The organism is Paenibacillus sp. NPDC058367, assembly GCF_042723305.1.
Classification (GTDB): domain Bacteria; phylum Bacillota; class Bacilli; order Paenibacillales; family Paenibacillaceae; genus Paenibacillus_AQ.
Genome location: NZ_JBHXIZ010000002.1, coordinates 850,734 through 865,600, shown reverse-complemented (window position 1 = coordinate 865,600; position 14,867 = coordinate 850,734). Strand labels below are relative to the sequence as shown.

Sequence of the window (14,867 nt, the reverse complement as noted above, 5' to 3'; positions counted from 1 at the left end):
TAAACCCACCTTTAAGGAGGCGATACTTGATCCACCACATCTGAATCCATCGTGTTCGTACTGCTGGCTGCATTATTCGTAATGTTCGTACCTATGGAGTCACCTATGGAGAAGGAGTTGGCACCGGCATAGATTTTGGAGTTACTGCTCAAGATAACAGATGCCGTATTTCCTACTAAGACTGTGGAACTGGGGCCTACGCTGTTGATTTTAATATTGCCGATGATTGAAACCACCAAACCACTCCTCCCTTCGGAATGATAACCTATTCTATGTAGATATCCGCCCAGATGTCACTGAATAAGTCATACGCCCATACAATGGATAAAAAAATGAAGGAGGTTCAGCATTCATGAGCCCCAATAAATCGAACCCTTTAGATTGGATGAACGAAGATCCCTTTTTTAAGAAAAAGTTATCCTTAAAGTCGCTTGAAGAGCAATGGAAGCTGGATCCAAGCCAGATCGATGGCTATATTGAAAAAATAATCAGAGAAGCTACCGCGGCCACCTCTTCCTCATTGACGGACGAAACCTCAAGTCTGCAATTTGAGCATCTGGACACACATAATTATTTGATCACGAAAATTCGTATTCCAAGTGGAATTCACCCCGAAAGTATTTGGGCACAAATCAACCGAACACAAATCAAATTAAACGGTCTCGGAAAAGATCATAGCGAGATCATCCCACTCCCCGTTCCAGTCAATCCGGATCAGAGCAGAGGCACTTATAAACAAGGATCATTGCAATTCAGAATGCCGAAAATGTCAGTAGGAAAATTTAGAAATATCGACATCCGTTATTTATAAAAAAATCCTTAAAATCCCATCTATTTGCTCGTCCTAGTGGCGATCTTTCCTCAAAAAAACGTCTTACAACTAAAACAGCGTATAATTTAAGTTATGCGCTGTTTTTTTAGGGCGTTTTTTTGCCCTTTTTATCCTTAATTTTGTCTGCAATCACAAAGGAATTTATAAGCTTCATTCTCCGAACTTTAAGGTTCCCTCGCTCATAAGATAGGGTATCAATCGCAAAGGTGGGCTATTTATGTCCAAAAACAAGCGCGGCAAAGCACTCTGGCGTATGTCATCCCGAAGCAGAGGAACATGTCTGATCTGCGGCAGCACTCGTATTAAGCTTTTGTACATCGGAAAAGGAATTTCAGGCGAAAAAGTTAACGTATGTAAGAAATGCGAGGGTAAACAAGTAACTAACAGTAACTGAACAAAATTGTTCAGAGGGTTTCCAGTCATCATTTATTACAAGGCGAACGGATTACTAAAAAAGTGCAATCCTGTCATCGAACCTCGATGAAACTGAATCACACTTTGCTTAGTAATCCTCCACTTCAAAAACTATATGAGTTCTATACGATACCGTCTTTCCTCACTCGATAAACTGAATCCGACAGATTCATAAAGATGCAATGCAGAATCATTATCTGTTAACACCATTAAATAGGCTTCTTCAAGTCCATGTGTTCTGAAATAGTTTAACGCTTGAGAAAGCATGTACCTAGCAATCCCAAATCTTCTCCACGGCTCTAGTACAAAAACATTTTCAATATACCCACTTTTCTCTTCCTGCCATACCATCAAGCTGCCTACAACCCTCTCCCCTTCTCGAACAACCATAGAGTTCCAAAGCGGATTTTGCTTAAACTGAGATAGCCGTTCTTTCCCGAGTGGGGTTTCTGGCCAAACCTCTGCTTCCAATTCTAAATAAAGATCTTCTTCTTGCGGCGTCTCTATCATCCAAGTTGCAAATTCAAATTCCTTTTTCAGTTCAGGTACGGTATAGGAATGATCAAGAGTATGATTCATTTTAAATAAGCTATTGTATTGACAGAAGCCCTTTTCTTTTTCAAAAAATTGCGTATTTGCGATCTCAGATGCGTTATTCCCGACACAGAGCGTCGTTTTGTACGCTGTTGATAAAGTTTCCTTCAATTCAAGTGCTCTCAGGAGGAGCGTTTGATACATGCTCTCTAATAAATCGTAGTCTTCTTCTCGTTCAGGTATTGTTTTCAAATTCAAATAGATCGAATGTCTGCTTTCCTTTGAACGCCCAGGTGGCACAATATTTATGATCTCTACTTGACCTTTGGCAACCATTTTTCCATTTTCAAAGGCGCAGTACACATTCTCCCAGTTTTCCTCATCACCAACCCACCAAAAAACAACATTTCCCCGCGAAGTAACCGAGTTATATAACTCACCCAGTAATGGCATGTCCCCTTGTTCAAAATGACGAATCGTTATTCCTTCTGATGAAAGAATCGTAGATTTTGTCAAAACAAAACCCCTTTTCATATAAATTTTGGCATACATTAAGGGTAGCACAACTCTTCCAATTTCACTTGTTAATGAATAGTTATAATTAATTCTTATATACCGTAACATTTATCGAATGAACCCTGTCTTACTTACATAGGGGGACTAAATGATGAAGAGACGATTTTTTATAGGTATTGCTATATTTTCATTAGGTATTGTGATAGCTTTCGGGATCGGTACGATATCAAATATCCTAACTCCATTTAAGAATTTCTTACTCACTGTTGATAATCAGTCGGATGATGAAATTAGCTCTATTGAAATAGGTTTAATCCATATGGATTCTAAGGAATTATTTACAGATCCCATCAAGAAAGGTGAAACAAAAAAGTTCAAACCTACATTGAGCTTAAGTGGTGAAGGTTCTATATACCTTAAGTATACTAACGCAAAAGGACAATCCACCCAAGAAACTGTATGCGGTTATACAGAGTATCTATCTGGTTATTCAACTGTCACGATTACTAATGAGGGCACAACTATAGTTCAGCAATGTAATTAAATCCTTTCTTCTAAGGGGCTGTCCCAAAAGCCATGAAACGGATGCTTAGGAGATCCCTTCTTTTTGGAGTCGGATAGACGGTTGCGCTCCATAAGGACGCTCCGCGAACGGTCCGTTGTTCCAATCGCTGTTGTGTCCAGATTTTTTTCAATTTTCCTTAGCGGATAAAATCCGGAAACAAAGGCGACCGCTATCGCTTTTCCACAATCAGTCCGTTCTCTCCGCTGTGTAGGCGGGAAATGGACTACAATATTTATAAAAACGCAAAAAAAACCTCTCTTTTGGTAAAATGGAGTTACCACACAACTATTTCAAAGAAGAGGTTTCTTTTGAACATTCAGTATACCAAGCTCAGGAAATCCTGCGAAGCGAGGAAGACCATGCTTTGTCCGTACGTCGAATGATAGAACTAGAGAGTATGTTTGGACAACTAAAGAACAATCGGAGCTTCCGGCGATTTCTGCTTCGCGGCATATGATCGAAGAAAATAAATTAGTAGACTGAGTAACGTCCCTTTAAATGGCTACCGGCGAACACATTCTTGTCGTCGGCATACCGATCGCGGCCCGTCCCGTTGCATCCGAAAGAACCATAAGCACGAGTTGCAGGCGCGCTGCTCAGCCGTTTGCTAATCGCCATGCCAGTCTACAACTTTATTTTTCGAGTCGACACATACCCTCTAAGCATGTCCACATATAACGAAAGATGGATTTAAATCTCTTTATAGCAAAAGAACGAGAAAAAATCCAATGTAACCTCACGTGAAAATAAGCCCACTACGCCTATTCGGGCATTGTGGGCTTCGCTGCTTAATCTTACTTGTAAATTGAAGTATCTAGCGGAATAATGAACCCGCCGTCAACAGCTTGTGTCACATTTATTGCGATGGTCTTTACTCCAGAAATATCTACCTCAATCGTCTGGAGATCACTATTAGGTGAAATCTTCTCTACTTTTTTAAGGAGCACATTCTTGTCATTATCTCTAATTTCAAGAGATTCCACTTCCTTGCCGACTGAAGCGAATTGTAGAACAAGCTTCTGATATTTGCCGTTAGGGCTGAGCGCGGTATATTTAATATTTGAATTAGGTGCGCTATACAGAACTTCCTTATAATTTTTGCCGCCGTATTTGGTCAGTGCAGGGTCCTTGGTATACAGACTCGTGTTAAAATCCTCCTGCTTCACGGGAACGCCTGCCTGCTGTTCGCCAATAATCACCTCTTTGGCTGTCCCGTCATAATTCACCGGAACATCCAGAAGCTCAGAAACAGATCGTACCGGAAGATAAGTAGTTCCTTTATAAGTAATTGGAAGTACCGCTTTGCCATTGCCATCTTTGAGAGGGGTAATCTCCCCGTTCACTCTGATTTTTAAATCTCCGTTTAACAACGCTTTAATTTCTTGGAGCTGTGTGCTCGCGAAAGCACCTGTGCCCATGCCCACTAAAAGTATCATGGTACCGCATAAAGTCGTAACAACCTTCTTCTTCATTTCTGTTTTCCTCCTCTTGGGATTTCTTCAAATCCAGGTATTCCGCAAACAACGGTTATTTGAGAGATAATCTCTCTGAAAGATGACGCTACATGTGGGATAGTCTCTGTAGAGTTGAATATTTTACCATATTATATCACAAAGCCCAATGCTTCATTTCCAATTCTCCCTTCTTCCAAGCTACTGATTAACCCAGCCCTTTCTAAAAGCATATAACTCTTCTTCTGTGTATTATCATCAAAACACGAAAAAAAGCGCTCCCGGCAGTAGTCCAGAAGCGCCTGCTTCATTCCCATAGCAGTACCAACTACTCGCCAAATCCGCGGGCTGACTCTTTCAATTTTTGAATTAACTGACTCACTCGTCCCTGGGATACACCGATTAGCTCGACCAACCTTCTTTGTGATGTAGCCGTTTACTCTTTTAAGACCTCAACTAGTCGGACGAGCGTATCCTTGCTACGGTTCTGTTTGAGAATATAATCTCACCCGGCTGTCCACCCCAATGCATCCAAAAGAATCAGGAGCTCGAGCTACAGCCTCGCTGCTCAGCCGTTTGCTAATCGCCATGCCAGTCTACAATTTTATTTTTCGAGTCTAATACTTTATTTTCTTTTGACAGCATGGAAAAAATGACGCTTGAGGTCGGTTGACTTTCACTTGCTATGACCATAAACAAAGAGCAGTAATTCTCCAGTGACGGGAGAATTGCTGCTCTTTTGACCTTTTTGCGGATTAAAAATGGAGAGTGGGCTATCAACTTTAATCGTAGAAAACCTACTTTTCCACTTGGAAAGTATGTCGGGTCAAACCCTAAAAGATTTGACCGCGCAACACTTCAATCGTTATGCATTCCCCGAAAAATTTAATTGCCAAGTCACGCCAAATCTATCCGCTACCCAGCCAAATTTCGGACTAAACGGATAGCTTCCAAGAGGCATTAGGACCTGTCCACCTTGCGCTAATGATTCGTAGACCCGATCAATTTCAGCTTCACTCTCACAATTTACATATAAGGATATCGCTGGAGTAAAGGTAAACCCGTGCTGAACATAACTATCTATACACATAAATACTTGTCCATGCATAGAAAAGGAAGCTTGCATTACACTCCCTTCAGGTCCTGCTTCATTCGCTCCATATCGCTTAATGCTAATAACTTCGGAATCATCAAACAAGGACGTATAGAAATTCATAGCTTCTTCTGCCTTACCTTCGAACATTAGAAAAGTCATGATCTTTTGATTCGTTTCCATCATAATTGTCCAGCTCCTTATTGTGATTTAAAGTAGATCATTTCATATCATTAACGCTTTCGTATACTTTCAAACGGGCATACACGGTTTCGAGAACCGGATACGCGCCTTGACCCGGAACAGCCATAGCCAGAAGTGCCCCATGCAGATGGTCCGCTTCTACAGGTAGTTGCTTATGCATATCCCGATGCATGGATGAAGTAAATTCAGGTAACACAGAAAGCATCTTTTGCATCGTGGAAGCTATATTTTCCGGTCCCACAGGCATTCCAGCATTTTGAGCCAAGCTAACAATCTCTTGAAGAAGCTGCTCATAGATTGCACGTGCTTTTGGGGAAGCAAAAATAGGCCCAACAGAGCTGTCCATTAAAGTGGTAATCCCACTTAGACTAGCTACAAATATATATTTCTGCCACACTTCGCGCTGAATGTCAGAACTTAATGTCACTGTGAATCCAGCATGATCCAAATGACTCAGAAGCAACTGTGTTCGTTCTGACTCACCACCTGCCCATTCACCCAACACAATACTATGGAACGAACTGCTTTGAACGATAGTACCTGCTGAATCTAGAGTTGTTTCTATATAACAAAGACCACCCAGTACATGTTCTGGGCCAAAACGCTTCTGCAAAATGCTAAATTGATCGTAACCATTGAGGAGCGGGAGGATCAGTGTATGTTCACCAACGTAGGGTTCAATGTCATTCATCACCTGAGGCAAATGGTATGCCTTGACCGCTATAATAATGCAGTCGAAGGGCTCTACTGCTTCCCTATTAGAAATCGTTCGTACAGAAGTCTGAAAATCCCCATGAACACTTTTTACAATCAAACCGTCCGCTTCTAACTGAATCTGTTTGGCATTTCGGACGAGAAAAGTAACATCTTCTCCTTTTTGAACTAGACGTCCCCCGAAATATCCACCTATAGCTCCTGCACCCACGATAAGAAAACGCATAATAATCTCCTCTTCTTTTCCCTTAATTTAAACAAACAAAAAGACCTTTTAGCTATCTGCTAAACAGGTCCGAAAGGCAAAAAAAGAGTCAAGTATCGACCGTTCTTTTGTCTCGGTCCTTACGGATCTGAGCAAAATCCAACGAGTTCACCTCCATGGCTACAAGTTAATTACTATTCATTTATTAAAACCTATTAGAGCACCATTCGATGATTTATCGATACAGCCTCCCTGGAAAGTATAGCAAAAGAAAACATTCCTGTACAAGCATATTTAGGTAACTCTCCTTAAAGACTAATAGTTTTGATCCACAGTTTTGAGATATCCAGAAATCCGAATGAACTGGTGTGAAGTCCAAACAAGCTTTGATTTAGCTGCGCTTTTTTATTCATATGACAACCATATAACACCCAATAGTTGTCCCTAAGCACACCTTCTGCCTGATCCAGCAACTTTATTCTTTCTTCCTTTGGGGATTGCGTGAAATCGGTAAGTACATCTGAGAATAACAAGATCTGTTCATCTCTCAGCAGAGAAAAAAGATAATTAAGTTTATTATTAAAGTAGTTAACCATTCCCCACTGCCAATCATCTTCAAGAACCTCTTCAGCAAGGAGGATTTCGGAGGTGTTCTTTATATCTGCTGAGTTAAACTCGTTGAATAAATACAGCTCAATATGCAGTCCTACTGAAGCAGCTCGTGCTTGAAGCCACAGGGCTTCTTCTCGCTCTTCTTTTTTATCTTTTGTAGCTAATCTTAAGGTCTCCCCCTGGTAGCCACTTGCCACTAGAAGCTCTCTCGCATGTTCCAGAGTAGGCTCAATAATACTTCTCTTACTGCTCTCCCAAGGTAAAAAGCTATCAGCAGGGGTACTACGGTTCCCTCCTAACTCCTTAATTAAGGCTTCTCGGCTGTAAAGGATTCGTATAGCCTGCCGGAATAGTTGCTGTTGATGAATTCCGTCTTTATGGAAATTGAACAAGAGATATCGGCATCCCAAGGCAGGGTAGTCAATACTGTGGTTACAGATGATATTAGGTAATAAACCTTCCTGAGCAGATTCAGGAAGTTCATACAATCGTTCATTTGAAGCTTGTTCTGGCAAATACCAGATTTCCACACGATCTAGTAGCGGGCGTATACCGTAATAATAGTCAAATGCCGCGAGGACTAGCACATCTTCATTAAGATCTAGTAAACGATAGGGCCCTGTTCCACTTACTTCATTTACAAGATCTACATCATGAGGAAGAATCGACATATGAATACAACTGAACATATGGAGAAAAAAGAGATTCGGACGAGACAGCTCAAACCTGATCCTGTGATCTCCTTCAAGCTCTACTCGTTCAATATCTTTGTACAAGCTCAATGCCGGACTGTTCAAGTCTATAAGTCGTTGAAATGTCTCTTTTACGTCTCTAGAGGTCATAGTCCTGCCGTGATGAAATCGCACACCTTTCCGTAGATAAAAAATATAACTAGTACAATCTTCATTGGCTTCCCACATATGCGCCAATCCGGGAAGAAAGGTATCACTTGCCGCATCATAGGTAACTAATGTGCTATAAATTTGTCCGAGTAAATAGGATTCAAACGCGGTATATACATAAGCTGGATCCAGCACTTCCATATGCCGGTTTCGTGTAATTCGCAAGACATCCAATCCTGATGTCGACTCCGTTTCACTACGGAAGCCCATCTGCTTATTTAACACCATTAATAACCGTTCCTTTAATGTGTCGCTAACCTGACCACGACTTAATAACTCTATAGCTTCCTTAATCTTCCCTTTATTAATCAGTTCCTGAAAGTTGTCCTCAAGCACCTCTTCAATCGTTCGAAGAAAAGTTAGCTGCGAGATATTTCCACGTCCTCTTCCAGGCTGCCAGTGTATAAAACCCTGCTCTTCAAGTTTTCGCAGAATAAACTTTACGTTACGCGGAGTGCAGCACAGAATCGAAGCTAGTCTATCTATCGTCACAGGATTAGCTTCCCCTATATCTATTGAGGATGGGATGGCTATTGCTAAACATAAAAAATGATTACTAATATGGTCCACGATCGTTCACTCCTTTAAAGGTGAAACACTGTAAGTAATTCTTACACTTTTACTTCCCCCTTTTATCATTATAATTATACATATATCGTTAATGAATATGCAGTACTAAATTATAGCTATCAGATTAGGAGACCTTTTCAATTATGAACCAGCATCTTAGGCATATTCACCCACTAGCTTGGACCATCATCGTCGGTACGATGTTCGGACGTTTGGTAACTTCAATGAGCATTCCGTTCTTATCCATCTATTTAACCCAAGTCCTTGGAGCCACCCCCACACAAACGGGGATTACGGTAGCCGTCAGCTCTCTGGCAGGCGTAATGGCCAGCTTCTACGGAGGATATATCTCGGATATTGTAGGCCGCAAAATTGTCATGTTAATCTCCGTATTTGGCTGGGCGGCAGTATTCTTCGGATTCTCTGTGGCACAACATCTGTGGGTGTTCTTCTTGGTCAACACCCTGAACGGTTTATGCAGATCCGTGTTTGAGCCCACATCACGGGCACTTTTATCCGACATTACCCCTGCTGAAAGTAAGCTGCTTGTATTCAATCTTAGATACGCTGCGATTAATCTTGGTGTTGTCTTTGGTCCGATTATTGGAGTACAGCTCGGTTCTGCCGAATCTACGTTTCCTTTTATGATCGCTGGTATTGTATATGTTGCATATGGACTTGTACTATTCATCCAATTTAAATTGCATCGTTCAACCATGCAGAGTCATACGCAAGCTGAACCACCACGTTTACTTGAAGCCTTGGCAACAACCGGTAGAGACCGTGTATTCTTGCCAGTTCTACTTGGTACAATTTTTTGTGTACTTGGATACGGACATTTTGGTTCAACTATGGCGCAATATTTAGCAATGAACAACCATTTCACAAATGGTGGGCAATTATTCTCCTATATGTTGTCACTCAATGCCATTACAGTGCTCGTGGTACAGTATCCTATCGTACGTACTGCAAGCAAATTCTCACCGATTGTTCCATTGATTCTCGGAAATATCTGCGTTGCTATTAGTCTTCTCTTAGTAGGTTTAGCTGAAGGTGTAGCCCTTCTAATGTTTAGTGTCGTAATATTTACGATAGGGGAAGTACTGCTCTTTACGATGATGGATATGTTAATTGATCGGATCGCGAAGCCAGAAATGAAGGGTACGTACTTTGGAACGATTGGCTTTAACAATTTGGGGAGTGTAATCGCGCCTATCTTCGGCGGAGTGCTGCTGGATCATTATGGAGCTCAGAATGGCCTTACGATCTTCCTGCCACTCGCTTTAACCACGGCTATAGGTCTTCCTTTTCTAATCGTAGCGCACAAGAGGCTTACTGCTAGAGAGAAGTTATCTCTTGGCGTAGACGCTAGCACATAAAAGGCTAAATTTTTTAAATCTAAAGGTTATTATGGGGCAATCCCAAATTAGTTAACATATTAATTATTATGTAAACTTATTGAATGAATAAAGCCTATTCACAAATGAGCGGGACCGTTTCATTGCAGAACATGCATTCGAAACGGTCCCTTTTTCACAAAAAATCATGCTAATTGTAAACCTCCTGTAGCAAATTCGCCTGTACTTTCACATATTGTCTCAGTTCCAAAGGTTCCACAATCTCGCCTTGTCCAAGTATTCCCCAAATATTCGTACATGCACTATCATAGCTATACATATTTACACTAAGGGTTATTTGATCTCCTTCCTCTACTCTATTCATAATCTCCACCCCGTGTAGCGAGGCCTCTCTCCTCTTATCCGTTCTGATCAATACTGGGTAGATCTCTTCCTCTTTACAAGCTTGCTTGAATCCCCTCTCCTGCTGCTTCCAGTGCCTTTCTAATGAAAAGTCCTGAGGGATAGCATACTCTTCATCTATAAGCTGTATAGAGGCGATTCGCTCACATTTAAACGTGCGGATTTGTTCGATTTCTTCACAGTAGGCTATAAGATACCACTCTTCTTTTTTCACAACTAGACCATAGGGCTGTAATTTCCTGCTCGAGATGACTCCGTTAATCTTGTGGTACTCAATCTGTAGTTTCTGAGATCTCCAAACAGCAGTTCGAATCGATTCCAGACATGGAATCTCTAAGCGTTCTGTCCACCAAGGTGTATCATCAAAATAAAAACGTCTTTGTGCCTTCTGGATATCATTTTGATAGGAAGCGGGTAATGATTTTTCTAATTTCAAGAGGGTTGTCTTTAGCTTTAATCCGGAATCTGTATGTCCGCCAGTATGAATCCCCATTCCTGTTAAAAATAGATTGATTACATCTTCCCCATGAAGCTGATTTAGGTTAACAGTATACCCCTCCATCAAGGAGATGCCACCATTCGGTCCCGGCGTGGATAACAGTGGTATTCCTGCTTCAGCTAATACATCAATGTCTCTATAGATAGAACGTACGGAGGTTTCCAAGGCTTCAGCTAAGTCATTGGCCTTCATCTTCCCTCTTGATTCCACTAATAATAAAATTGCAATCAAACGATGCAAGCGCATGGGGAGCCTCCAAATCTTTCTTTTTTTATAGTATACATCATAATTCTTGCCAAGCTGTTGTCAACAATAGAAGGTTATGATTAGTTCATTACATTAAAGGAGCTGATACACATGAATATAGGCGTATTGGGAACTGGATTCGGAGCTTATCATGCGAAGTTATGGACGACAATGGAACGAGTAGACAAAGTAATTATCTTTGGTCGGAACGAAGCTAAGCTGCAGGAGCTAAAACAATCTTTAGGCGTTGAGATAACTACTAATATTGACGATATTATGCTTGATTCCACCATAAATGTGATTGATATCTGTTTGCCCTCTTTTTTACATAGGCAGTATGCAGTCGATGCGCTTAAGCATGGGAAACATGTATTATGTGAGACACCCGTTTGCTACAACTTAGAAGATGCTCTTGCGATGAAGGAAGCTGAACAACTGTATGATTCGCGAATTCTCGTCAACCAGTTTATTAAATTCGATCCTGCGTACAAATATCTTTGCGAAGCGAATCATAATGAGAAATACGGAAAACTCTTATCTCTTACCTTAAAAAGAGAGACACCTCCTTTGTGGGGTGACCTCGGTCTACACGCTATCGCTACAAATCTGATGATTCACGAATTGGATTTTGTGACCTGGATGCTGGGGTCTATGGAGCCGCACTCGGTTTGGGGATCCGATGGTGGTAAAAGTAATCAAGCCTTAGTCCGTGCAATTTTTCAGCAACCTCATGTATCCGCAGAGATCGTTGTTTCTTCACAAATGCCGGCTTCGTATCCTTTTACCGTAGGCTATGAGGCTTATTTTGAACAAGGCAAGCTTGTCTATCAAGAGAGTGACAACATGAATGGAGCTGTTGAAAGCTCATTAATTGAATATACCGCTGTAGGTAAACAAGATCTTTTGTTAGAACCAGCTAATCCCTATGAAAAAAGTTTGGAGTATGCACTCCAATGTCTAGTGGAGGGTAGTTCATCAATAATTGAGTTAGACCATGCGATACAAGCTATAGAACTAGGTATTTGCATTGAAAAAAAGCTTGTATAAATGGATCAAGGGATGTTATATCCTTTTTCATGGGTTTTGTTTGTGAGGTGAGGTGAATTGTTTATTGATGTGTAGTGTCTAGGGTGAGACAGTAGTGGATTTTGACTTTTCTATTGTGAATTATTCATATGATGAATTAGCGGAAAATAATAGCGATAAAATCAAAAATCAATACTTTTTATAAGCCCCCCTTCTCCTAACTAATGATAATTGGTATCTGAAATAATAATTAGTTAACATAATAATGATTATGTTAACTAATTTAGGAAATCGATTTTCCACACTCGTTCACCGCTTCTTTAGCGCAAGTGCAAACCGTTCTATCGTCTCTTTGGATAATCCATTTACACTCTTATTCTTCCCTTTTACCACTCGCAGAACCACTCGATCTAATGCAGTCATCTTCTCTTCGTAAATCTCATCACCGAACACTTCTTTTGTAATTGATTGGTTATACAGCTTCTCTGGAAATGAAGATTTCAATTCTTGTATGGCTTGCTCCCCCTTCGCTCCTGCACAAATAAACAATCCAACGCGCTTATTAGCTAGTTCATTTTGATATTTTGAAGTAAACTCCGTCATTTGTTTTTGTATTTTCCCAAAATAAATAGACCCACCTAAGATTACAGTATCGTACCGTTCTAATGTAGGCTCTTTAGCATGCATTAAATTAACTACTTCAGTCTCATCATCCAATTGATTTTTCAATAAATAGGCAGCTTTCTCCGTACATCCATATTTAGAAGTATAAATAATAATCGTCTTCATTCTGATTCTTCCCTCCACCCTCTGATCATCCTACTATGTTAAAGGCTCACGTATCTCCCTGGTTGCTATTGAAACCATAGAATCCAAATAACAAGATATCAGTGCTTCAACCTGATCTTCTGGCAAATCCTTTTCCACAATCAAACGCATAATTAATCCGAACGCAGCACTCCACATCACTTGAGCAGTGAGCTCTATCGAAGATTCCATATGTTGTTCTTTCGATTCGAACCTAGATAGACATTGACAGAGCATACCTATCGCTTTACGCTCCTGACCAGCTCCCTTGAATAGAACTGCTGTGTAACTAAGAACAGCCGGTGTATCATTTAGCATAACATTACGGTACTCAACACTTGTGGTAAGGGTCATCCTGATCCATTGCTCAAGCGATTGTCTCAAAAGCGTCTCTGGTGGCAGTTCATGCTCCACCTTCCGCTGTACGGACTGAAGCCCGGCAACCATATCTGTATATTTCTGTTGCAAATATCTCACCACAATTTCATCTTTACCCTGAAAGTAATGATAAATAATACCCGGAGAATACTCGATTTTCTCTGCAATTTTGCGAATAGAAAGCTTTTCAATCCCCTCCTCTGCAATCAACAAGGCCGCAGCCTCTAAAATTCTTTTCTTCATTTCCTCACGCTCACGCATTTGCCGTTGTTCTTTAGTCATCATGACGTCTCCTTATAATTTGAACATCGTTTAGTCATTGAACACTGTTAAATATATATAATTTATAACGTTCTTTTCTATATAGTAAGTCACAGGCAAACCACCCAACCCTTATTGTCATATCCAAACATGAAAAATCCGCCAGTCCTTATAGACTGGCGGAACCAAACTTCATGATGTTAAAGGATTACAGACAAAGAGTTTTAGTGATGATAACCAACAGGATAAACAGAACCAGAATCGCTCCTGTGGAAGTAAATCCACCATATCCTCCTGCGAATTCGCCCATTTTAACTCCTCCTTTGTAATTGAGTACACCATAAGATATGCTAAATCCCACTCTGTGCTTGGGTGAAATGAACAAAAATAACCCAACATTCCTGTTAAGGCTGTTGGGTTATTCATTGTTAGTTTACATAATAATTATTATGTAAACTATTTCCGCGTTTATCTTAATTATCGTGAGATAACCATTAATTTTTCATGACTACATCATCGCTGTTACCTTTACAATCATTAACCTTATTATTAGTTAATGTGTTGAAGTATTGACTCGGATTTCCTTGAGGCGGATTAAAACGCTCTTTAAATTCTCCATTTGTGTACTCTCCAATCACTCTATGCCAGAAACTACGGGCAGGCGTATTCGCACGTACCTGTGACACCTTCCAGTCGCCTGGATACATATCAAACAATTTATGCGCGGCCCAGGTCCCCACACCGCTCCGGCGATATTTTTGCATCACAAAAAACTCAGTCATGTAAAATTGCCCTTCGGGATCATACAACAACCGTTCTACCAAAGCAAATCCGGCAATATTCCCGTCTACTTTAAACAAATACGCAAATTTATTGTTGCCACTACTCCAAAATGATTCTAATCCCGGATAAGCTGGATATACTCCATCTTGATCTACATCAAGCTCCAGATAACGGGTGAAATCATATAAATAGTACTGCATTAGTTTGCTTATCGTCTGTTTCCGCTCTTTGGGAACCAGCTCCATTCCAAGTTCCATTTCGTGCACCTCTGCCATTTATGTTTACTACACATCATATAACTTAGTTACTTCAGGAGCAAGTTCATCACTAGTAAATAGCTTTGATCAAAGCCATGGGACAAGAAGAACCGGCTTTACCGTCCTTATTGGGACGGTTTCCGTTTCTGCGAGAAATATAAGGCATAAAGTATGGTGTGAAACTTATACTTTCTTATATTTGGACAAAACATGATAAGATAGAAAGAAGAAATGATAT

General features: G+C 40.6%; 16 protein-coding genes and 1 pseudogene. 6 read left to right on the top strand and 11 right to left on the bottom strand.

What is annotated here, in order from left to right:
- Window positions 1–11: 11 nt before the first annotated feature.
- Entirely contained in the window at window positions 12–236 is a 225-nt protein-coding gene (locus ACFWMP_RS14835; protein ID WP_036687577.1) for a spore germination protein, read from the bottom strand.
- Window positions 237–352: 116 nt separating this feature from the next.
- Between ACFWMP_RS14835 and ACFWMP_RS14830 the strand changes: the two genes are divergently transcribed.
- Together ACFWMP_RS14830 and ACFWMP_RS14825 are read left to right on the top strand one after the other, a co-directional pair.
- Window positions 353–811, top strand: coding sequence for an Hsp20/alpha crystallin family protein (locus ACFWMP_RS14830; protein ID WP_379424067.1), 459 nt, complete (start codon window positions 353–355; stop codon window positions 809–811).
- 238 nt (window positions 812–1,049) lie between these two features.
- Complete coding sequence (locus ACFWMP_RS14825) at window positions 1,050–1,226, top strand: hypothetical protein (protein WP_379424066.1); 177 nt, start codon at window positions 1,050–1,052, stop codon at window positions 1,224–1,226.
- 131 nt (window positions 1,227–1,357) lie between these two features.
- Here the strand turns inward: ACFWMP_RS14825 and ACFWMP_RS14820 are convergent, their stop codons facing one another.
- Window positions 1,358–2,296: a GNAT family N-acetyltransferase gene (locus ACFWMP_RS14820; protein WP_379424065.1), complete on the bottom strand. Its 939-nt coding sequence runs from the start codon at window positions 2,294–2,296 to the stop codon at window positions 1,358–1,360.
- Between the two features lie 148 nt (window positions 2,297–2,444).
- On the opposite strand from ACFWMP_RS14820, the gene ACFWMP_RS14815 reads away from it, so the two are divergent.
- Together ACFWMP_RS14815 and ACFWMP_RS14810 are read left to right on the top strand one after the other, a co-directional pair.
- Window positions 2,445–2,840: a hypothetical protein gene (locus tag ACFWMP_RS14815; protein ID WP_339265003.1), complete on the top strand. Its 396-nt coding sequence runs from the start codon at window positions 2,445–2,447 to the stop codon at window positions 2,838–2,840.
- Between the two features lie 289 nt (window positions 2,841–3,129).
- Window positions 3,130–3,315 (top strand): annotated as a pseudogene (locus ACFWMP_RS14810) (transposase); the annotation flags it as partial.
- Window positions 3,316–3,655: 340 nt separating this feature from the next.
- On the opposite strand, the gene ACFWMP_RS14805 reads toward ACFWMP_RS14810, so the two are convergent.
- The 4 genes from ACFWMP_RS14805 to ACFWMP_RS14790 form a co-directional block, all read right to left on the bottom strand.
- The gene (locus ACFWMP_RS14805) at window positions 3,656–4,333 is read right to left on the bottom strand and encodes a stalk domain-containing protein (RefSeq protein ID WP_339796079.1); all 678 of its coding nucleotides are present in this window, start codon (window positions 4,331–4,333) and stop codon (window positions 3,656–3,658) included.
- A gap of 844 nt (window positions 4,334–5,177) precedes the next feature.
- The gene (locus ACFWMP_RS14800; RefSeq protein ID WP_339796083.1) at window positions 5,178–5,591 is read right to left on the bottom strand and encodes a VOC family protein; all 414 of its coding nucleotides are present in this window, start codon (window positions 5,589–5,591) and stop codon (window positions 5,178–5,180) included.
- Window positions 5,592–5,625: 34 nt separating this feature from the next.
- A complete protein-coding gene (locus tag ACFWMP_RS14795; RefSeq protein WP_379424064.1) occupies window positions 5,626–6,549 on the bottom strand; it encodes a ketopantoate reductase family protein in 924 nt (307 codons plus the stop codon).
- A 287-nt stretch (window positions 6,550–6,836) separates the two neighbouring features.
- Entirely contained in the window at window positions 6,837–8,612 is a 1,776-nt protein-coding gene (locus ACFWMP_RS14790; RefSeq protein ID WP_379424063.1) for an ABC transporter substrate-binding protein, read from the bottom strand.
- A gap of 143 nt (window positions 8,613–8,755) precedes the next feature.
- Here ACFWMP_RS14790 and ACFWMP_RS14785 point away from each other — a divergent pair, with 143 nt between their 5' ends.
- On the top strand, window positions 8,756–9,991 hold the full coding sequence (locus tag ACFWMP_RS14785) for an MDR family MFS transporter (RefSeq protein WP_379424062.1): 1,236 nt from the start codon (window positions 8,756–8,758) through the stop codon (window positions 9,989–9,991).
- A gap of 169 nt (window positions 9,992–10,160) precedes the next feature.
- On the opposite strand, the gene ACFWMP_RS14780 is transcribed toward ACFWMP_RS14785, so the two are convergent.
- On the bottom strand, window positions 10,161–11,117 hold the full coding sequence (locus ACFWMP_RS14780) for a helix-turn-helix transcriptional regulator (RefSeq protein WP_379424061.1): 957 nt from the start codon (window positions 11,115–11,117) through the stop codon (window positions 10,161–10,163).
- A 111-nt stretch (window positions 11,118–11,228) separates the two neighbouring features.
- Here ACFWMP_RS14780 and ACFWMP_RS14775 point away from each other — a divergent pair, with 111 nt between their 5' ends.
- The gene (locus ACFWMP_RS14775; RefSeq protein ID WP_042188742.1) at window positions 11,229–12,164 is read left to right on the top strand and encodes a Gfo/Idh/MocA family protein; all 936 of its coding nucleotides are present in this window, start codon (window positions 11,229–11,231) and stop codon (window positions 12,162–12,164) included.
- A 288-nt stretch (window positions 12,165–12,452) separates the two neighbouring features.
- Here the strand turns inward: ACFWMP_RS14775 and ACFWMP_RS14770 are convergent, their stop codons facing one another.
- From ACFWMP_RS14770 to ACFWMP_RS14755, 4 genes are all read right to left on the bottom strand, one after another.
- Entirely contained in the window at window positions 12,453–12,932 is a 480-nt protein-coding gene (locus tag ACFWMP_RS14770) for a flavodoxin domain-containing protein (RefSeq protein ID WP_042188746.1), read from the bottom strand.
- Window positions 12,933–12,965: 33 nt separating this feature from the next.
- Window positions 12,966–13,613 (bottom strand): TetR/AcrR family transcriptional regulator, encoded by a 648-nt coding sequence (locus tag ACFWMP_RS14765; protein WP_042188748.1) that lies wholly within the window; start codon window positions 13,611–13,613, stop codon window positions 12,966–12,968.
- 184 nt (window positions 13,614–13,797) lie between these two features.
- Window positions 13,798–13,899 carry a sporulation protein YjcZ gene (locus ACFWMP_RS14760; RefSeq protein ID WP_197069683.1) on the bottom strand — a complete coding sequence of 34 codons (102 nt, stop codon included), beginning with the start codon at window positions 13,897–13,899 and terminating at the stop codon, window positions 13,798–13,800.
- Between the two features lie 184 nt (window positions 13,900–14,083).
- Window positions 14,084–14,629, bottom strand: a complete 546-nt coding sequence (locus ACFWMP_RS14755; protein WP_052404316.1) for a GNAT family N-acetyltransferase — start codon at window positions 14,627–14,629, stop codon at window positions 14,084–14,086.
- Window positions 14,630–14,867: the final 238 nt, after the last annotated feature.